We start from the raw sequence: 17,853 nt of genomic DNA, 5'->3' as shown, positions 1-17,853 counted from the left end.
CTTAAGGCTAGAATTATTTGTTGAATAAGTCTTCTTTCTTTTAGACTCACTTAAAGTTTGTACTTTAAGTGAGTGTAGGAATCACTAAAAAGGGAATTTTTAAATGAAAACCGATTTGAGTGATGGTATTCTTAAAAAATATATTTTGAAAAAAAGAGTGTTTGTTATTGATCATGACCAATAGGTTAGTCTTGTTTTTTATTTGAAATTCATTTATAGCTTCCGTTACACTCATAGTTTTTATATTATGAAATAAATAAGCAGAATGCTTGAAAATGTCTTCTAGCAATTGCTGGTTCTGTTTTTGACTATTTGAAAGTTCGTATCCTGAAGAAACATGCATCGCATTTAACCTGGCATGGTGATGAGTTACTATTTCCTTAAGTATGGAAAGCTGAGATGAGTTAAAAGATACATTTAGATCTGTTGGGAATAGAATTTCGTGTGGATTTTCGTATGAAAAATTTGAAGGTATGGCCAAAACAGGACATTTTACAGATTTGAGAACGTGAACTGTAGTAGATCCAAAGAGAACCTCTTTGGCCCCAGTTGCTCCTTGAGTTCCCATAACAATTAGATCTATTTCCAAAGACTTCAAAAACTCACTTATAAGACTAGATATAGACTCAAATCTTGCATAAGTTTTGAAGGTATGCTTGGAAGATTTAGTTTTTACCTTTGAAATCTTGGCAAGTAATTTATCCAGCTCTTCTTTAGATTCATCTTCTGCTTTATCAATATAACCATATTCTGAAGGGTATTCTAAAGCATAATCTACTTTATAGATGGTAGGTGTATAAGCGTTAAAAACGTGAAACGTACACTCATCTCCTTTGAATAAATGCACTGCATAAGAAATTGCATTCCATGAGTTATCTGAAAAATCTGTAGGTAATAGGATCTGTTTCATAATTATTGAATTGAAGATTAATAACCGAGTGTAGTATTCAAAAACTCAAAAAGTAAGCTCATTATATAACCACTTAAAGGCTAAGCCTCTCTTTTACAGATAGGGCTTTATTTTACCTTTTCTTTTTTCAAGCTGATCTTCTAGATCACCAATGGTATTTTTGAGGGCGAGTTCATAATTTTTTTCATTGGAAGAAGCAAAAATTCTTGGTCCAGAGAGACTCAATTCTATGTCACAAATATGACCTAGTCCTTTAGGGTCGTTTTCCTTCTTAATGTATACTTGTGCCCGAATAATACTTTCGTATTTATTGTTTAATTTATTTAATTTCTTTCTAGCGTAAGTATCGAAGCTTTCGCTGGTGTCCATGTTTACAAATTGAATTTCTATATCCATCATTTTAAGTTTATATTATTTATCTAAAATTAAAGAATAGAGTAGCGTCTACAAATGATAAAAATCAGTTTAGAGAAGTTTATACATTTATACTTCAAATGCATAAACTTAAATATTAGTATAAGGTTATACAGGGACTATGTCATAAACAACATTAAGAAGATATAAGCCTACTAAAAATAAAAGGCTATAAATAACTTGTACTAATTTAACGTTGAGTATGATAAGGAACTTTACTGTACGTTGTGGAAAAATAAATAGAGCTAAGCCAAGGAAGAGTGATGACCATCCAATAAGCGTTGCTATGAGTTTATAATTTGGTTCCCAAATATTGTGAATTATGATATTGAGTAACCCAACAGTTATGGCAAAAAAGGCAAAGATGATTAAGAACTTCTCATCTTTTAAATCGTCAAAAATTTGTTTAATTCGTCTTGGATTTAGGCTTAAGATAAAAAAGAAGATGAGTAAATACCAACCCCAAAATTTTGCTAAAAAGAGTGAAATTTCCATGTTGAAAATATTAATATATTAGTATTTAAAATTAAGAGGCTAGTAGAACTTAATAAATGATATAAATCAGATTTAGTAATGTTCTGATAACCAATGACTGATTGTACTTTAGAATTAAGGCCAGTTTTTTATTTGTATTATTATGAAGAGCATTTGAAATGTATATGATGATATACTACTGATTATCGGTTGACATTGAAAAGTGACTGTCTCTAGAGTTATTTTTTCGCTCTGGCTGAGCGATTAATTTAGTTTTTCCTTCAGCTTATAATGATACCTTTCGAAAGCTATAATCCACTGAATGTATGATTAATGTCATTTCATAACATTTGTTTTAGAGTTACTTTTGAGAAGTAACTCTAAAACAAATGTTATGAAAATTGACAAATTATTTTTTTTCTTCTTTCTGATTCCTTTATTAGTGTGTGCTCAGACTCAAGAGAATTTAGATAAAATAGCTCCTTTCCATGAGGGTTTAGCAGCCATTCAAAAAGGGAGTCAATGGGGGTTTATGAATACGGAAGGTGATCTCGTTGTCGACTTTAGGAATGATTTGTTTCCAAGTCCCGAACATAAGAACTATCCTGTATTTATTGATGAACGCTGTTTAGTAACCCAAAAGAAAGATGGTATTACATATTTTGGATACATTAATCCTACAGGTAAAACCGCTATTGAACCTCAATTTTTGAACGCGACCAATTTCAAGGACGGCAAGGCCATTGTCTTAAAATTAATAAAGGAGGTTGCTGGGAAAAACGATGCTCTTGGTAAGAACGTGGTCTATTATAAATACAACGAAGTTGTGATCAGTAATGATGGCAATATTATTAAATACTTAACTCCAGAGGGAAAAAATATAGCTCTAGACAGGTCTGTTTTAAAAAACCCACCTCCTATTACTTATAAACAAATAGCTGCATCTTTATACGCTCAAAAGGATGAGAAAAACAAGTGGACTGTGCTTAAGGTTGATAAATAATTCAAGGCCTAAACCTACTCTTCTAAAAAAAATACAAAATTTAGTTTTGTGATATGCTAGATAAATGCATTACTTAAAGAATTTGATTTCCAAAAATAATAGTATGGATTTCAAAATGGATAGATAAATTTTTGCTTAAACTAAAACCTGGAATTTACATTATAACTAATATATTGATCAATGGGTTTTAAAACAGATAGAATTAGTGGTGTTTGCATACAAAGTTTAGCTTTAGTAGTCTTGTGGATTTCATTGATATCTTGTTCAGAAAAAACTGAAAAAATACAACCAGTAGAACGAGACCTTACGGAATCTGTTTATGCATCGGTAACAGTTCAGCCCGATAGTCTTTATAAAGTTTATGCGTCTGTGTCGGGAATCCTAGATAAGCTTTGGGTGGTTGAAGGAGATTTGGTAGATAATGAAGAACCTATTGCTCAAATTGTAAATAGCACACCTTTATTAAATTCTCAAAATACAAAATTCGCATTGGATCTCGCTAAAGAAAACTACAAAGGACGAGCTGCCATATTATATGGTCTGGAAGACGAAATTGAAGCTGCAAAATTGTCTGTCATAAACGATTCTATCAATTTTTTTAGACAAAAGAGTTTATGGGCTCAAAAGATAGGATCCCATTTTGATTACGAGACTAAAAAATTAAATTATGAACTTGCTACCAACCAGTTAAGTCGCCTTATAAATAAGTATGAGAGGACCAAAAATGAACTTAAAACGGCTATAAGTCAAGCAGAGATTAATCACACTACTGCTACAATTGCTACAAATGACTTTACGGTGACTAGTAAACTTAAAGGAAAAATTTACGCTTTGCTTAAAGAACCTGGAGAAATAATAAATTCTTCAGAACCTATAGCTTCCATAGGAAGTGCAAATCGTTTTGTAATGCAGTTGCTGGTAGATGAAGTTGATATCGTAAGTATTACTTTAAATCAAGAAGTGCTTATTGATCTCGAGGCGTATAGCAACACTATTTTTGAAGGAGAAATTTCAAAGATTTATCCTAAAAAAGACGAACGCAACCAAACTTTCACTGTAGAAGCTGTTTTTAAAACTTCTCCAGAAATATTATATCCTGGACTTTCTGGCGAAGCTAATATTATAATATCTACAAAAGAAGATGTTCTAACCATCCCTAAAGCTTACCTCATAGGCAACAATCAAGTTAAGACCAAAGATGGATTGGTTACCATAAAAAGTGGTTTGCAAAACATGGATTATGTCGAGGTTCTATCTGGAATAGACAAGGAAACTTTTATATACAAACCCAAGCAATGATAAACTGGAACATCATATTAAGCATAGCAAAAACACATTTGGTGACCAAGCTAAGGCAAACACTTGTTGCAACTTTGGGTGTAACTTTTGGTATTGGATCTTATATAACCTTGGTCAGTTTTATGACTGGATTAAATGCTATGCTGGACGACTTGATACTAAATCAAACGCCTCACATTCATATTTACAATGAAATTGAACCTTCAAAAGATCAACCGGTTTCTATTTATGATGATTTTGCAAGCCATTTGAACTTTGTACGTTCTATTAAACCCAAAATAAGTCAGAAGAAAATACATAATGCGTTACCAATTATTGACTACTTAGAAAAAGACAAAGATGTACTTGGGGCCTTACCTCAGGTGGTGACGCAGATTTTTTATATTGCTGGTTCCATAGAATTAGGTGGTAATCTTACGGGCATAAATCCTTTAGAAGAATCTAAATATTTTAATCTTGAAGATTATATTATTGAAGGTTCTGCAGAAACTTTAGAAAATACAGATAACGGAATCATACTAGGAATTGGTATAGCAAAGAAAATGGCTTTAAACGTTGGTGACCGCATTCAAATAAGCCCCATCAGCGGCGACTTTTTTCCATTAAAAATCGTTGGCTTTTACCAAAGTGGTATTTCAGACCTTGATGCTATTCAAAGTTTTACCAATATTTCAACTGTCCAAAGAATATTGGGTGAAGCCAATAATTATATTACAGATATTAATGTGAAGCTTAAGGATCTAGAAAAGGCTTTACCTATGTCTCAACTTATAGAGCAACAGTTTGGTCTCAAGGCAGTCGATATAAAAACAGCCAACGCCCAATTTGATACAGGAACCGATATACGAAACCTTATTACTTATGCCGTCTCTATCACGCTTTTAATAGTGGCTGGCTTTGGAATTTATAATATTTTGAATATGCTTATTTATGAAAAAATGAATGACATAGCTATTCTGAAAGCTACAGGATTTTCAGGTAAAGATGTTCAACTTATATTTATGAGTCAGGCTATGATAATTGGGATCCTTGGAGGTTTGTTAGGCTTACTTATAGGCTTTGGATTGGCTTCCTTTATAGGTACAATACCTTTTGAAACGGAAGCTTTACCAACAGTAGATACATATCCTATTCATTTGCAGCCTTCCTATTTTATCATCGGATTTTCTTTCGCAATGGTATCTACCTTTTTAGCTGGATATCTTCCTTCCAGAAAAGCAAAAAAAATAGATCCCGTAACCATTATAAGAGGACAATAAGATGGATATAGTTTTAGAAGCAAAGCATATCGATAAATATTTTAAAAAACCAGTAAAGTTTCAGGTGCTGAAGGATATTAACTTTCAGATCAAAACAGGAGAATTCACCTCTATTATGGGTAAATCTGGTTGTGGAAAGTCAACATTGCTCTATATATTATCTACTATGGATACCAATTATACCGGAGAATTATACTTACAAAATCAACTTATAACTGGCAAAGATGCTACACATTTATCTTATTTACGAAATAAACACATTGGTTTTGTATTTCAATTCCACTATTTACTTTCGGAATTTACAGTTTTAGAAAATGTAATGCTACCTGCCAAAAAGTTAGCTGAGAAGTCTGTAGTCGATATAAAACAAACGGCACAAAACAAGCTTAAGATGCTTAATATTGAGCATTTAGCACTTAAAAAGGCATCTCAAATTTCTGGAGGAGAAAAGCAAAGAGTAGCCATAGCAAGGGCTTTAATTAATAACCCTTCTATTATTATGGGAGACGAACCCACAGGAAACCTGGATAGTCACAATGCAGAGAATGTGTTTTCGATTTTTAAGCAGTTAAGTGAAGAGCAAGGCTTGTCTTTATTGATTGTAACTCATGATGAAGATTTTGCAAAAAAAACCGATAGGATACTTCTCATGGAAGATGGCAAAATGCTTTGATCACTATAAATATTAATAGAAAAAGGAGTAAATTTATCTAGTTCTTGCTCTTGATTTTATATTACAGCAAGTATGATAATGATCATACTTTATAATTGAAATTACTGCTATTTTAGTTTATTAATGGATTAAACATAGACGTTAACTTTAACATGATCACATGGCTTATATAGACTACTATAAAATATTAGGTCTTTCTAAAAATGCGACGGAAAATGAAATTAAAAAGGCCTACCGCAAACTTGCCAGAAAATATCATCCAGACCTTAATCCTAACGATAAAACCGCTGAGCAGAAATTTAAAGAAATTAATGAGGCAAATGAAGTCTTAAGTCATCCAGAAAACAGAAAAAAATATGATACCTACGGAGAGCACTGGGAGCATGGCGAAGACTATGAAAAGGCAAAACATCAACAGTCTCATCAACAGGCATCAGGGTCTCCATTTGAAAACTACTCTGGAGAAGATTTTTCTGACTTTTTCAACGATATGTTTGGAGGGAGAACTTCTGGACGTTCTGGGAATCAGGTAAAATTTAGAGGACAGGATTTTAATGCTCAATTGCAGTTAGATCTGAAAGAGGTCTATACCACCCATAAACGAACGCTTACGGTCAATAATAAAAAAATACGCATAACTATTCCTGCAGGTGTGCAGAATGGTCAAGTTATTAAGATCAAAGGACATGGAGGAAAAGGAGTAAATGGTGGACCAAATGGCGATTTGCTTATTGAATTTTTAATCACAAACAGTACTTTTTTTAAAAGAGATGGATCTAATTTGTATTTGACCAAAGACCTGGATCTCTACAAAGCATTGCTTGGAGGAGAAATCGTGATCGATACCATGGATGGCAAGGTTAAGTTCAAAGTAAAACCGGAAACCCAAAATGGATCTAAGATCAAGTTGAAAGGAAAGGGGTTTCCCAAGTATAAAAAACAGGGCGAGTTTGGAAATCTGTTTATTATATTCAACATTATTATGCCTACAACACTTTCAGCTAAAGAAAAAGAACTGTTTACTGAATTATCAAAACTTCGATGATATGAAAACAACCCAACTCATTTCAATTAAGCAATTTTGCAGTCATTATGACGTGTCTACAACATTTATAAGCGCCCTACAAGAGCTTGATTTAATTGAGATTGTAATTACTGAAGAGGATGAATACCTTCATGCTAGACAGCTACATGAGGTGGAAAAAATGATGCGTCTGCACTACGATCTCCATATAAACTTGGAAGGAATAGATGCTATTTCCAACCTTTTAAAACAAGTACAAGACTTGAAAAAAGAAAACCAGATATTGAAGAATAAATTAAAAACTTACGATGGGTTATAAACTTTTTTATTAAGATATATCAACAAGAAAGTTGTCACAATACATCGGTAAAATGATAAATACGAAAGCTAAAAATAAGATAGCCCAAATTACCCACATTATGAGAGGAAAAAGTGTGAGTTCAACTTTGTTTTCAATTCGAAACGAATGCGCTATCAATCCATGAACCCCTAAGCTAAAAATCAAAAAATTTAGGCTAGAAAACATAATAAGGAATTCAACATTATAAAATTCTTTTGTTACATAAAGCAGTAGCGCTATAGCTAATGCAATACCTATAATTATCCTAAAAATTTGTCTTGACATAATAGAGCGAATTGAAGTTTAGAAGTGGAAAATTCCATAATTTTTTGCATTAAAACTTAGTAAAGGTGACTTGCCATAAAACTTCATCCTTTTAACTATATCTCTGTGAAATAATTGAGAAGACAAACTTTTATCTTCTCTTTCAAGCACTGCAATCAAATCTGGTTTTTCATTCTTAATATATTTTTTTAAACCTTCAAAAATAATATCGGCCTTAAACAATTCTATCTCTAAGTTTGAATAGTCAACTTGGTCTTCAATTTTCTTTTTCTTGTAATGAGGGTCGTGTTTGCCATTTGATTTTGTTTGTGAAATGTGTACAACCTTGATTTTGGCACCAAATGGTTCGGCGATTTCAATAAGCTTATGGATAACTCCAAGATCTTCTTCTTCAAAATCAGTGAGGTAGACAATAGTTTCAATTTCTTTATAAGCAGCTTGTTTAGGAATGGCTAGAACAGGGCAAGGCGCTTTTTTGAGTAGTTGCTTTGCTGTACTTCCCATAAGTATTTCTTTTAATCGACTACCACCCTTCATTCCTATGATGATCATAGTGGCTTTGATTTCATCTGCCATAGAAGTAATGCCATGGACGATAGACTCATTTTCAACGGCTTCTACTTCCAGCGTTAAATTCTTAAAATGTGGGTCTAAATGTTTAGCACAAAACTCATTGAGTAAAGTTTTATGTTTGTTACTCGCATAAGCACCCATGTTGGGGAAAGGGTCTTCGTGTTTCAAATCTATATCATCCAACATGCTAGGATAATCAAACACATGGATCACTTTTAGCATTGCATTCATTTTTGAACTTATTCCTTGAGCATATTTAAACGCTGCAATGGAATTCTCTGAATAATCGGTACTGTAAAGTAAGGTTTTCATGCTACTGCTTTAAGTTTTTGATTAAGAAACCTAATTTACTTTGTTGTCCTTTATAAATGAATGACTTAGATCATTTATAGAAAATGAACTTAACTGACTTAGGTCAGTCTAGAATTGGTAATCTCCCTTTATTTTTAGAGGAGAAAAAGAAAGAAATGAATGCTTTCGGAAAAAGGCCTAAAGGTAATTTTATAAGCGAAGCTAATTGGCAGGGACTTTATGTCTTGACTGAACACTGGAAATCTGATGTTTCTTTTTATAGTGAAGATTTGAACTTTTTACACCATCTGATTGATAAGTATTTCCTTAAGATTTCTAAACGAGAAAATATTGACAAGGTATTAGAAATTGAAATCAATTTGCTTAAAGTAGATAAACAGTGTGTTTCACTACTAAGTAAAATCAATCAGCACTTACATCATTTAGCAGAACTAATCGACGACTCTTCTACTCTAGATTCTCATCAGTTTAGATTGGAACATGAAGGACTTGAAGATAATTTTGCTCAATTTGTCAAAGATTTTAGAAATCAGCGAAGAGAGGTTTTTAAAATTACAGAATACCTTATTACTGGAGAGGATTTAGTAAAGCAACTAAGCATTAATTCTCAATAACATCTTATTTCAATTCTGAATTACAGTTTTTATGAAAGACTTGCACACCACACTTCAAGAGATTACTCAACTTACTAACCATATAGAAACCAGCTTTCCTGAGCTCTACCGTAGTTTAGATGAAAATCCATTAACCTTACCAAATTCTAGTGAACCTCATATGGACAAAGAGGTCATGCAGAATTATCTTAAAAGTTTACACAGCTTGTTAGAGCATTATATAGAAGAAGAAAAAAGAAAGAATAACTAATTATAAATTATAGGGTGCAGAAGATGATCACTCTTAGGCGACAGCTTTTTAACTTTTAAAACTTCATGATTATTGAAAATTCAGTTATCAAAGGCTTAACTTCTAAGCAAGTACTTGAGTCTAGAGAACAATATGGAAGAAATAGTTTTAAGACCAAAAAGGTTTATGCTAGCCTAAAAGCCTTTAAAAGTCTGCTAAAAGAACCCATGGTGATCTTATTACTAGTTGCATCTGTTATCTATTTTATCAGCGGTAATGTAAATGAAGGTATTTTTTTGGCTGTGGCAATTGTTTTAGTATCAACAATATCTCTATATCAGGAACACCGAAGTAGAAATGCCCTTGCCAAACTTAAAATCTTTTCTCAAACCAGATGTAAAGTTATTCGAAATGGCTGTACACTTGAAATAGAAAGTGAGGAGCTAGTTTTAGGAGATAGTTTAATTATAGAAGAAGGCACCAGTATACCGGCAGATGCAAAAATTGCGCAGTCAAATGACTTTTCTGTCAACGAATCCCTTCTTACTGGAGAGTCGCTTTCAGTTTTTAAAAGTTCAACTACAGACAATCGTATTATTTATAAAGGGACTACTGTAGTAAGTGGTCTTGCTATTGCCACGGTAACTGCCATAGGTAGCGAAACTCGACTAGGAGAGATAGGTAAGAGTCTGGAAGACATTAGAGAAGAAAAGACCCCTCTTGAGCAACAAATCCATGATTTTGTAAAGAAAATGGTAGTAATTGGTGCTATTATTTTTGTTGTAGTCTGGGGAATCAATTATTATAATTCATCCCAAATTTGGGATAGTTTGCTTCAAGCACTTACACTGGCTATGTCCATTCTTCCTGAAGAAATTCCAGTGGCATTTACAACTTTTATGGCTTTAGGTTCCTATAGGTTGATGAAAAAGGGAATCATTGTAAAGCAAATCAAAACGGTTGAGACTCTTGGAGGTGCTACAGTGATTTGTTCCGATAAAACGGGTACCATAACCCAGAATAAAATGGCATTGGCTAAAGTATATTCACTTTCTTCACATAAGATCTGCAGTGAAAATGAGTTTAAAAACGCAGAAAAAGACCTTATACGTTTGTCGATGTGGGCTAGTGAACCCATTCCATTTGATCCTATGGAAATAGCTTTGCACAAGTCTTATGAAAATACTTTTAAACGAGACGAAAGGCAAGACTATAAAATCATTCATGAATATCCTTTAGAGGGTAAACCACCAATGATGACTCATATTTTTGAGAGTAAAACTGGAAATCGAATCATTGCGGCCAAAGGAGCACCAGAGGCGTTATTGAATGTGTCTACTCTTAGTGATAAAGAATTACAAAAGGTAAACAATGCTATAGATGCTCTTACTGGAGAAGGATATCGGGTTCTAGGTGTAGGGGAGTCACATTTTAATGGAAATAATTTCCCAAAACATCAACAAGAGTTTCTCTTTGACTTTAAAGGTATAGTAGCTTTTAATGACCCTCCAAAAGAAAACATCAAATCTGTGTTTGAAGCCTTTTATAAAGCAGGAATCAAAGTAAATATTATCACAGGTGATAATGCTGCTACAACTAAAGCTATTGCTGAAGACATTGATTTCCATGGATATAAGAATAGTATTTCTGGTGAAGAACTGATGTTGCTAAGTGAAGACGAACTCAAAGAGAAGGTAAATACATGTTCTGTTTTTACAAGGATGTATCCAGAGGCTAAATTGAAAATTATTAATGCCTTAAAAGCAAATCATGAAATTGTTGCTATGACTGGGGACGGCGTTAACGATGCACCTGCATTAAAAGCATCCCATATAGGAATTGCTATGGGACAGAAGGGGACAGAAATCGCTAAAGAAGCTGCTTCGATAATCCTATTGGAAGACGATCTTTCAGGGATGGTCGAAGCTGTAGCTATGGGTAGGCGTATATACACTAATTTAAAAAAAGCAATTCGGTATATCATATCTATACATATTCCAATTATAATGATGGTTTTTATCCCACTCATTTTAGGCTGGACCTACCCCAATATTTTCACTCCTGTTCATATTATTTTCTTAGAATTGATAATGGGGCCTACCTGCAGTATTATCTATGAGAATGAACCACTTGAAAAAGACATGATGTCACAAAAGCCCCGCCTGGTTACTGATACCTTTTTTAATCAAAAAGAGTTAATAACAAGCATTATTCAAGGTTTAATGATCACCTTAGGATGCTTGTTTGTCTATCGATATGGGGTATATAGTGAATTAAGTGAAGACGCAACTCGCACTATTGTTTTCGTTACACTAATCTCTGCTAACTTATTTTTAACCCTAGTTAATCGTTCTTTTCATTACTCCATTTTGACTACACTAACTTACAAGAATAACATGTTACCAATTATAATTCTGATTACTTTAGTCTTAACTGTACTGCTTTTGGCCGTTCCAGAATTTAATCATTTTTTCAATTTTGAGATTTTGAAATTTAGCTTAATCATCTATGCTATAGCTATTGGTTTTTTATCTGTGATTTGGTACGAACTAATCAAATGCTACAATCGTTATCAGACAAAATAATGGTAAAGATTATTTAAAATTGATTTATAAGTTTACCCAAAACTTATTTAATGAAAATAAAAAAAATAAAGTGGAGGCTTAATCTCTAAATAGCAAAGGAATTTGGTTTACAGAATTTATAAGTAAATTTTTACTAGCAATTCCTATAAAGACTTTTCAAAATAAGTACTCAAAACTTCTACTTGAAATCTACTTATCGAGGATAGGCTAGAATCTGCATTCATGACCACTAATCCGAAGCCTAAATGCGAAAGCTTGCAGTCTTGAATTATTGAATTGTTGATCCCGCTATAAACTAGCATAAAATGCTTGTGGATCTCAATGTTTGACGCTTTTGCTGCTTTTATAGCTGTTGAAACTGCTTTACTAATTTGATCTGGTAATAGCCCTTCGTGCAGAAGATCACTGGCCAAATATGTCATCGTTGACGCATAATAAAAATCCAAAAAGTTTTGAATAGAGTCTTCTAAACTATAACTTTTTCTATACAAAAGTAATTTCATAAGTATCTAAAATTAAAATTATTAGTGTAGGTATGCTACTGTACTAATTGAAGATTAATCAATATAATTTCAGGTTCCTTAAACTTATTTCAAAAGCTTTTTTTCGTGCTTAAAAACAAGCTTTTTAAACGCTTTGAGATCACTTTCAAATGAGCTCATTAGATTTTGAATTTCTCTGTGTTTTTCACGATAAGACTCATCAGAAATCATATTTTCAGACTTTTCTATATCAGATAGTACTTTTTCATGAGAAGTTATTCTGCGTTTTAACTCTTCAAAAGAATCAGTTTGAATGTTATCAAGCATGATAAGCATGTCTTCGTAAATATTATTTTTTTCTTTTGAAGACTTGTTTTTTAGTAATAGATTATTAAAAAATCTTAATTCATCTTTCCAGAATTCAATCTTACTCAACCACTCACGACTTTCAAAATGTAAGACATTTAGTCCAGCCGCGAGTAGTAATTCTTTTTTAGGATTCATTTCATTTTCAGACATGATATTATGTTTAAGAATTTTCAATTATTTATTTAAGGTCTCCTGACTTCAATTTATAGCTTGAAGGTTTCCTTTGGTATAGAATGAAAACCAACAGCATTTACTTGCTTTTCAACAGCATCTACCTTGACCATCTTAGAAGTCTGAACTGTAAATTCTCTCGGAAATATTTCAAAATTGATACTTACCTCTTTGATTCCTTCCAATTCCAAAATTCTTTCTTTGATGTTTTCTAAATCTTTAATACTTTCAGCATTGGTCCCAAAGATTTTACCATGATTTCCAGGTATTATCGTCTCGTTTAAAAAACTCATTACTATAATTTTTTATATGAATAAATTGCTCTTATAAATTATATAAAACAACGAATCCAAAGTTTTAAGTAGAGGAACTCAGCTTGCAGGATATCTATTGAAGAGGCTGTAAATTTTATAAAAGTAAAGTGTGCTGAAATGGATATTACTGCTTACAAAATCAATAAAGCAACAGGTATTTCAGCATTGGGAATTCAAAATATACTAGATGGAAAGACAAAAAAACCAAGAAGGAAAACTTTAGATTCTATTTTAAGCTACCTAGAAAACCTTGTTTTAGGCTCAGAGTTAAGCGAAGTTAACGAACCTTATGCTACACCTCTTAAGACTAAAAACAAAGGCGTGCCTTACTACAATGTAGATTTTACATCTGGTTTTGATATGCTAATAAATTCAGATCAGCAAAAAGCAGACTTCTTTATCGATTACCAACCTTATAACGATGCAGATTTCTGGGTAAATAACATAGGAAACTCCATGTCACCAAAGATCGAAAATGGGGATTTACTGGCCTTAAAACTTAAAACAGACATACAGCAAATTATATATGGTGAAATTTATGCTATAGTTATGCCCGAGATGCGAACAATTAAGTATTTAAGAAAATCTAAACTGGAAGGTCATATTGAATTTGTTCCAGAAAACTTAGTAGATTACGATGCACAGGACATGCCCATAGAATTAATTGATAAATTTTTCATAGTTTTAGAGTCCATTAAAAAATTCTTTTGATTATGAAAAAAGTTACACTTATTCTTGCCATTTTGATGATATCATGCGGTCCTATGATGGAAGTTAAAATTTCTAAAACTGAAAAGGTTATTGAAACTAATTTAACAAAGAATGAAATATTTGTCAAATCCAACCAATGGATGGTTAAAACCTTTAATAATGCAGAATCAGTTATTCAATTTTCAGACAAAGAAAGTGGCACTATAACAGGGAAATATATGCTTAAGCAAACATTTACAATAGGTAATAATTATCAAACGATTCCAAATGGTGGTATTTTCGCTATCATAAATGTAGATATTAAGGATAACAAAGCTAGAATTACGATAACTCCAGAAGAATACCATACACGAGGGAAAGGTGGTAATCCTCAATTTATTTATCCTGAAGAAACTGCCAGACAGGATATAGAGGATCTTTTAAATGATTTTGAAACTTATATGAATATTAAAGAAAATAAGAATTGGTAAAAATTACTTCAGACTGGTAACATCTTCTTGCATTGCATCTCTTTCAGCTTCTGGATACTTGTCTTTGTAGATGGTATCGATATCATTTCTTTCATGGCCCATCAATTCTCTAATTAAGTCCTGGTCATAATGCTTAAATTTTGCCAAAGTCGCAAAAGTATGTCTCATCACTTTTGTAGTTAGGTTACCATTTTTTGGCATAAGCTTAATATTGTAGAGCTTTTGGACTCGTTTGATGTTCCGGTTATGGTTATTTCTAAAGGTGATGTAAGCTTCAAATGATTTTCGCCAGGGGAATATATACTCTTTGTCTCCAGTGTACTTTGAAATCAAGTTTTCAGCTTTGGCAGTCAGCTTTACATCATAAATGTAAGCGCGCTCACCGTTTTTTCTACGTTTCAAAAACACCCTACCATTTTCAATATCCGTTTTCTTAAGATAAAAAATATCGATAAGATCTGCACCACCAAGATAAAATTGAATGAGCGCAAGATCTAAACATCGTTGATGAGATACGTGCACAGTTTTTATAGTTTCAATTCTCAAAATTTCATCTGCGCCCAAATAATAATTTTTAGCACGTCTTTTAATGATTGGTAGATCAGTGAATAAACCCAAAAAGGGGTTAAAATTTTTAATATGCCCGTCTTTTATAGCCGAATTATAGACAGCTCTTATGGTGACCAGATTCTTTTTTATGCTGGTATTTTTAAGACCTTGATCCTTTTTATGTAATTTGTAGCTATTCAAAAACTGCATTGTAATGTCTTTAAACGTAAGAGGATCTTTAAATTTTTTCAAATCCACCAAAGTTTCAGCATATACTTTTGCATTCCCTTTCCTGTTTTGCTGCTCCATAAAATCAATTCGCTTTTCGAAGTAGGAATAAAACGAAGTTATTTTAGCATCTTCATTTTTGAATAAATAATTTAAGGCTATTTCAAAATCAGTTATATTTTTAAATTCTAGGTCTTGCAATTTAGATTTGATGGAAAGTATATAATCATATTTATTTTCAAAATCGTCAGCAGTCGGTTTTGGAAGTTGCCTCAGATGGTTCCAGTCAGCCTCAAAACTAGAAAAAAGCTTCTTTCTTTTTACTTTTCTATCATGCGACAGGATCAATTTAACGGGATAGCCATTTTTTGTAAGGCCATCATTTTTCAAAAGCATTATTTTTCCAGTCATAATTCGTCAACTTTTCGTAAACAATTTACGCAAAAATACCACATAATACCCTAAATGGATAAGTTTTTGTAAAAGTAGGAAAGTACATAAAATGCAAAAAGCCCTTGTATAAAGGGCTTTAAGGGTGTAGCGTGGACGAGAGTTGAACTCGTGACCTCCGGGTTATGAATCCGACGCTCTAACCAACTGAGCTACCACGCCTTTTTAAAAGATTGCAAAGATAATATTATCTTTTGCTTAAGCAAATTTGTTTCGATAATTATTTCAACTAAAGTTTTTATACTTCAATCAATTATCCATATATTGCTTTCAATCTAAATTTGAAAATAATGAGTGATAAAGTTAAATACGAATTGGAATTTCCTATACAGGTTTCACCATCCTTACTTTACCAATATATTTCTACTCCTTCTGGTTTGAGCGAATGGTTTGCTGATAATGTAAATTCAAGAGGTGAATTATTTACATTCATTTGGGAAGGAAGTGAAGAACAGGCAAAATTATTATCCAAAAAAGCGGATGAGCGCATGAAATTGAGATGGACTGCAGATGATGAAGACGGTCTAAATTATTATTTCGAGATGAAAATTCAAGTTGATGAAATCACAAAAGATGTATCGCTTATGATCACAGACTTTTCCGAGGAAGACGAGGTAGATGAAGGGAAAATGCTGTGGGAAAATATGGTATCTGATCTAAAGCAAATTTTGGGATCCTCATAAATTTTAAATGTCTATGAACGTTTTTATAAACGGTGAAATACAATCTGTCGAGAGTTCATCACTAAAGCTTACCAACAGAGGTTATAACTATGGTGACGGGTTGTTTGAAACATTGAGAGTTATCAATTCTAAAATCATGTTTTGGGAAGCTCATTATTTTAGACTAATGTCTTCTATGAGAATTTTGAGAATGAAGATTCCAATGGATTTTTCTCCAGAATATTTAGAAGAAAAAATAGTTGAGCTCGTTAAGGCCAATCATTTAGAAAAAGCTTCCGTTCGAGTTAAAATCAATATTCACAGAAATGAAGGTGGATATTATACTCCGGAAGATAATTCTGTTGGTTATGTTATTTCTACAAAGGAATTGGAAACTGCATTTTTTACTTTAAAGGAAGAGCCTTACGAAGTAGAATTATTTAAAGATCATTACGTTCAATCTGGAATGCTTTCTACAATTAAATCCAACAACAAGTTGGTTAATATTTTAGCAGGAGTTTATGCTAAAGAAAATGACTTCGACAATTGTTTTCTCATTAATGAAAAGAAATCTGTCCTAGAAGTGACCAATGGAAATATATTTGTGGTTAAAGGTGAAGAAATCAAAACACCACCACTTTCAGATGGCTGCCTTAACGGAATTATCAGAAAACAATTGATAGAAATTTTAGGAAAATCTGAGGACTATACATTGAAAGAAGAATCTATTTCTCCATTTGAACTTCAAAAAGCGGATGAAATTTTTTACACCAATGCTATACAAGGTGTACAGTCCATAACGAAATACAGGAAAAAAACTTATGCAAATACTGTAGCTAAAAGCTTAGTTGGTAAACTTAATGCAAAAGCAAGATTGGTAGATGTTTAATTATAATTAGGATTATCTGGAGCATTAGACCACAATAGGTATTCTCCTCCAAGATCTTTCATTTTTTCTTGCCAGTATTCTCCATCCTTAAGTGAATTAAGAATGTCGTTGGATTTGGTTTCAGAATCGATTATCCAGGTTCTTAGATCAATCTCGGTCTCCAATTGGTCGGGATCCCAACCTGAATAGCCAAGAAAAAATTTAATATTCTTAGGTGTAATTTGTTTGGTATTAATAAGATTAACGATCATCTCAAAAGAGCCTCCCCAATAAATCCCGTCTTTTATTTCTACACTATCTGTTATAAGATGTGGCACATCGTGAATGAAATAAAGATTCTCTTGTTCTACGGGGCCTCCATTGAAAATTTTAAAATTCTCTTCAATTTCTGGAATCAATTCCTCAAGATTAAAATCAAGAGGCTTGTTGATGATAAATCCTACAGCACCTTCTTTGTCTAAGTGGGCAAGTAATATGACAGAGCGATTAAATGTGATATCACCAATTGTAGATGGTTCCGACACCAATACATCTCCTCGGTTAGGTAGAAGTCTTTCCATAATT

Annotated in this window: 22 protein-coding genes and 1 tRNA gene; 13 read left to right on the top strand and 10 right to left on the bottom strand. The window is 32.6% G+C overall.

Annotated features, from left to right (window positions below; translation table 11 throughout):
• Positions 1–64: 64 nt before the first annotated feature.
• The 3 genes from LB449_RS06925 to LB449_RS06915 form a co-directional block, all read right to left on the bottom strand.
• Positions 65–910 (bottom strand): universal stress protein, encoded by an 846-nt coding sequence (locus LB449_RS06925; protein WP_224454338.1) that lies wholly within the window; start codon positions 908–910, stop codon positions 65–67.
• A 93-nt stretch (positions 911–1,003) separates the two neighbouring features.
• Positions 1,004–1,306 carry a ribosome hibernation-promoting factor, HPF/YfiA family gene (gene hpf, locus LB449_RS06920; protein ID WP_224454337.1) on the bottom strand — a complete coding sequence of 101 codons (303 nt, stop codon included), beginning with the start codon at positions 1,304–1,306 and terminating at the stop codon, positions 1,004–1,006.
• A gap of 126 nt (positions 1,307–1,432) precedes the next feature.
• Positions 1,433–1,819: a hypothetical protein gene (locus tag LB449_RS06915; RefSeq protein WP_224454336.1), complete on the bottom strand. Its 387-nt coding sequence runs from the start codon at positions 1,817–1,819 to the stop codon at positions 1,433–1,435.
• 373 nt (positions 1,820–2,192) lie between these two features.
• On the opposite strand from LB449_RS06915, the gene LB449_RS06910 reads away from it, so the two are divergent.
• From LB449_RS06910 to LB449_RS06885, 6 genes are all read left to right on the top strand, one after another.
• Positions 2,193–2,801: a WG repeat-containing protein gene (locus tag LB449_RS06910; RefSeq protein WP_224454335.1), complete on the top strand. Its 609-nt coding sequence runs from the start codon at positions 2,193–2,195 to the stop codon at positions 2,799–2,801.
• 180 nt (positions 2,802–2,981) lie between these two features.
• On the top strand, positions 2,982–4,100 hold the full coding sequence (locus LB449_RS06905; RefSeq protein ID WP_224454334.1) for an efflux RND transporter periplasmic adaptor subunit: 1,119 nt from the start codon (positions 2,982–2,984) through the stop codon (positions 4,098–4,100).
• Positions 4,097–5,359, top strand: coding sequence for an ABC transporter permease (locus LB449_RS06900; RefSeq protein WP_224454333.1), 1,263 nt, complete (start codon positions 4,097–4,099; stop codon positions 5,357–5,359). The genes LB449_RS06905 and LB449_RS06900 overlap by 4 nt, the downstream gene beginning before the upstream one ends.
• A gap of 1 nt (position 5,360) precedes the next feature.
• Positions 5,361–6,032: an ABC transporter ATP-binding protein gene (locus LB449_RS06895; RefSeq protein WP_224454332.1), complete on the top strand. Its 672-nt coding sequence runs from the start codon at positions 5,361–5,363 to the stop codon at positions 6,030–6,032.
• A gap of 160 nt (positions 6,033–6,192) precedes the next feature.
• Positions 6,193–7,077: a DnaJ C-terminal domain-containing protein gene (locus LB449_RS06890; protein ID WP_224454331.1), complete on the top strand. Its 885-nt coding sequence runs from the start codon at positions 6,193–6,195 to the stop codon at positions 7,075–7,077.
• 1 nt (position 7,078) lies between these two features.
• Complete coding sequence (locus tag LB449_RS06885; protein ID WP_224454330.1) at positions 7,079–7,375, top strand: chaperone modulator CbpM; 297 nt, start codon at positions 7,079–7,081, stop codon at positions 7,373–7,375.
• A 324-nt stretch (positions 7,376–7,699) separates the two neighbouring features.
• Here LB449_RS06885 and LB449_RS06880 read toward each other — a convergent pair whose 3' ends face one another.
• Entirely contained in the window at positions 7,700–8,566 is an 867-nt protein-coding gene (locus tag LB449_RS06880; RefSeq protein WP_224454329.1) for a universal stress protein, read from the bottom strand.
• A gap of 83 nt (positions 8,567–8,649) precedes the next feature.
• Between LB449_RS06880 and LB449_RS06875 the strand changes: the two genes are divergently transcribed.
• The 3 genes from LB449_RS06875 (at position 8,650) to LB449_RS06865 (ending at position 11,994) form a co-directional block, all read left to right on the top strand.
• Complete coding sequence (locus tag LB449_RS06875; RefSeq protein WP_224454328.1) at positions 8,650–9,180, top strand: hypothetical protein; 531 nt, start codon at positions 8,650–8,652, stop codon at positions 9,178–9,180.
• A gap of 31 nt (positions 9,181–9,211) precedes the next feature.
• Complete coding sequence (locus LB449_RS06870; RefSeq protein WP_224454327.1) at positions 9,212–9,430, top strand: hypothetical protein; 219 nt, start codon at positions 9,212–9,214, stop codon at positions 9,428–9,430.
• A 65-nt stretch (positions 9,431–9,495) separates the two neighbouring features.
• Positions 9,496–11,994, top strand: coding sequence for a cation-translocating P-type ATPase (locus tag LB449_RS06865; protein WP_224454326.1), 2,499 nt, complete (start codon positions 9,496–9,498; stop codon positions 11,992–11,994).
• 143 nt (positions 11,995–12,137) lie between these two features.
• Here LB449_RS06865 and LB449_RS06860 read toward each other — a convergent pair whose 3' ends face one another.
• The 3 genes from LB449_RS06860 to LB449_RS06850 form a co-directional block, all read right to left on the bottom strand.
• Positions 12,138–12,497 carry a hypothetical protein gene (locus LB449_RS06860; RefSeq protein WP_224454325.1) on the bottom strand — a complete coding sequence of 120 codons (360 nt, stop codon included), beginning with the start codon at positions 12,495–12,497 and terminating at the stop codon, positions 12,138–12,140.
• Between the two features lie 84 nt (positions 12,498–12,581).
• Positions 12,582–12,995, bottom strand: coding sequence for a hypothetical protein (locus tag LB449_RS06855; protein ID WP_224454324.1), 414 nt, complete (start codon positions 12,993–12,995; stop codon positions 12,582–12,584).
• 53 nt (positions 12,996–13,048) lie between these two features.
• A complete protein-coding gene (locus LB449_RS06850) occupies positions 13,049–13,309 on the bottom strand; it encodes a heavy-metal-associated domain-containing protein (protein ID WP_224454323.1) in 261 nt (86 codons plus the stop codon).
• Between the two features lie 138 nt (positions 13,310–13,447).
• On the opposite strand from LB449_RS06850, the gene LB449_RS06845 reads away from it, so the two are divergent.
• Together LB449_RS06845 and LB449_RS06840 are read left to right on the top strand one after the other, a co-directional pair.
• Entirely contained in the window at positions 13,448–14,041 is a 594-nt protein-coding gene (locus LB449_RS06845; RefSeq protein ID WP_224454322.1) for a S24 family peptidase, read from the top strand.
• Positions 14,042–14,043: 2 nt separating this feature from the next.
• Positions 14,044–14,511, top strand: a complete 468-nt coding sequence (locus tag LB449_RS06840) for a DUF4468 domain-containing protein (RefSeq protein ID WP_224454321.1) — start codon at positions 14,044–14,046, stop codon at positions 14,509–14,511.
• Between the two features lie 3 nt (positions 14,512–14,514).
• On the opposite strand, the gene LB449_RS06835 is transcribed toward LB449_RS06840, so the two are convergent.
• Entirely contained in the window at positions 14,515–15,699 is a 1,185-nt protein-coding gene (locus LB449_RS06835) for a tyrosine-type recombinase/integrase (RefSeq protein WP_224454320.1), read from the bottom strand.
• A gap of 127 nt (positions 15,700–15,826) precedes the next feature.
• Positions 15,827–15,900: transfer RNA gene (locus tag LB449_RS06830), tRNA-Met, on the bottom strand.
• Positions 15,901–16,028: 128 nt separating this feature from the next.
• Between LB449_RS06830 and LB449_RS06825 the strand changes: the two genes are divergently transcribed.
• Both LB449_RS06825 and LB449_RS06820 read left to right on the top strand, forming a co-directional pair.
• Entirely contained in the window at positions 16,029–16,421 is a 393-nt protein-coding gene (locus LB449_RS06825) for an START-like domain-containing protein (protein WP_224454319.1), read from the top strand.
• 13 nt (positions 16,422–16,434) lie between these two features.
• Positions 16,435–17,289 carry an aminotransferase class IV gene (locus LB449_RS06820; RefSeq protein ID WP_224454318.1) on the top strand — a complete coding sequence of 285 codons (855 nt, stop codon included), beginning with the start codon at positions 16,435–16,437 and terminating at the stop codon, positions 17,287–17,289.
• Here the strand turns inward: LB449_RS06820 and LB449_RS06815 are convergent.
• The gene (locus LB449_RS06815) at positions 17,286–17,849 is read right to left on the bottom strand and encodes a YqgE/AlgH family protein (RefSeq protein WP_224454317.1); all 564 of its coding nucleotides are present in this window, start codon (positions 17,847–17,849) and stop codon (positions 17,286–17,288) included. The genes LB449_RS06820 and LB449_RS06815 overlap by 4 nt on opposite strands.
• Between the last annotated feature and the right edge of the window lie 4 nt (positions 17,850–17,853).

It is taken from the genome of Psychroflexus lacisalsi, from assembly GCF_020164495.1.
Lineage (GTDB): Bacteria > Bacteroidota > Bacteroidia > Flavobacteriales > Flavobacteriaceae > Psychroflexus > Psychroflexus lacisalsi.
The sequence above is the reverse complement of the archived record's forward strand: the minus strand, read 5'-3'. Positions and strand labels throughout refer to the sequence as shown.

Bases quoted from the DNA above. Each gene is read 5' to 3' on its own strand.
- LB449_RS06895 (WP_224454332.1), top strand. From the start codon at position 5,361: ATGGATATAGTTTTAGAAGCAAAGCATATCGATAAATATTTTAAAAAA.
- hpf (WP_224454337.1), bottom strand. From the start codon at position 1,306: ATGGATATAGAAATTCAATTTGTAAACATGGACACCAGCGAAAGCTTC.
- LB449_RS06850 (WP_224454323.1), bottom strand. From the start codon at position 13,309: ATGAGTTTTTTAAACGAGACGATAATACCTGGAAATCATGGTAAAATC.
- LB449_RS06835 (WP_224454320.1), bottom strand. From the start codon at position 15,699: ATGACTGGAAAAATAATGCTTTTGAAAAATGATGGCCTTACAAAAAAT.
- LB449_RS06865 (WP_224454326.1), top strand. From the start codon at position 9,496: ATGATTATTGAAAATTCAGTTATCAAAGGCTTAACTTCTAAGCAAGTA.
- LB449_RS06820 (WP_224454318.1), top strand. From the start codon at position 16,435: ATGAACGTTTTTATAAACGGTGAAATACAATCTGTCGAGAGTTCATCA.
- LB449_RS06905 (WP_224454334.1), top strand. From the start codon at position 2,982: ATGGGTTTTAAAACAGATAGAATTAGTGGTGTTTGCATACAAAGTTTA.
- LB449_RS06825 (WP_224454319.1), top strand. From the start codon at position 16,029: ATGAGTGATAAAGTTAAATACGAATTGGAATTTCCTATACAGGTTTCA.
- LB449_RS06915 (WP_224454336.1), bottom strand. From the start codon at position 1,819: ATGGAAATTTCACTCTTTTTAGCAAAATTTTGGGGTTGGTATTTACTC.
- LB449_RS06815 (WP_224454317.1), bottom strand. From the start codon at position 17,849: ATGGAAAGACTTCTACCTAACCGAGGAGATGTATTGGTGTCGGAACCA.
- LB449_RS06925 (WP_224454338.1), bottom strand. From the start codon at position 910: ATGAAACAGATCCTATTACCTACAGATTTTTCAGATAACTCATGGAAT.
- LB449_RS06900 (WP_224454333.1), top strand. From the start codon at position 4,097: ATGATAAACTGGAACATCATATTAAGCATAGCAAAAACACATTTGGTG.
- LB449_RS06890 (WP_224454331.1), top strand. From the start codon at position 6,193: ATGGCTTATATAGACTACTATAAAATATTAGGTCTTTCTAAAAATGCG.
- LB449_RS06910 (WP_224454335.1), top strand. From the start codon at position 2,193: ATGAAAATTGACAAATTATTTTTTTTCTTCTTTCTGATTCCTTTATTA.
- LB449_RS06885 (WP_224454330.1), top strand. From the start codon at position 7,079: ATGAAAACAACCCAACTCATTTCAATTAAGCAATTTTGCAGTCATTAT.
- LB449_RS06840 (WP_224454321.1), top strand. From the start codon at position 14,044: ATGAAAAAAGTTACACTTATTCTTGCCATTTTGATGATATCATGCGGT.
- LB449_RS06860 (WP_224454325.1), bottom strand. From the start codon at position 12,497: ATGAAATTACTTTTGTATAGAAAAAGTTATAGTTTAGAAGACTCTATT.
- LB449_RS06875 (WP_224454328.1), top strand. From the start codon at position 8,650: ATGAACTTAACTGACTTAGGTCAGTCTAGAATTGGTAATCTCCCTTTA.
- LB449_RS06855 (WP_224454324.1), bottom strand. From the start codon at position 12,995: ATGTCTGAAAATGAAATGAATCCTAAAAAAGAATTACTACTCGCGGCT.
- LB449_RS06880 (WP_224454329.1), bottom strand. From the start codon at position 8,566: ATGAAAACCTTACTTTACAGTACCGATTATTCAGAGAATTCCATTGCA.
- LB449_RS06870 (WP_224454327.1), top strand. From the start codon at position 9,212: ATGAAAGACTTGCACACCACACTTCAAGAGATTACTCAACTTACTAAC.
- LB449_RS06845 (WP_224454322.1), top strand. From the start codon at position 13,448: ATGGATATTACTGCTTACAAAATCAATAAAGCAACAGGTATTTCAGCA.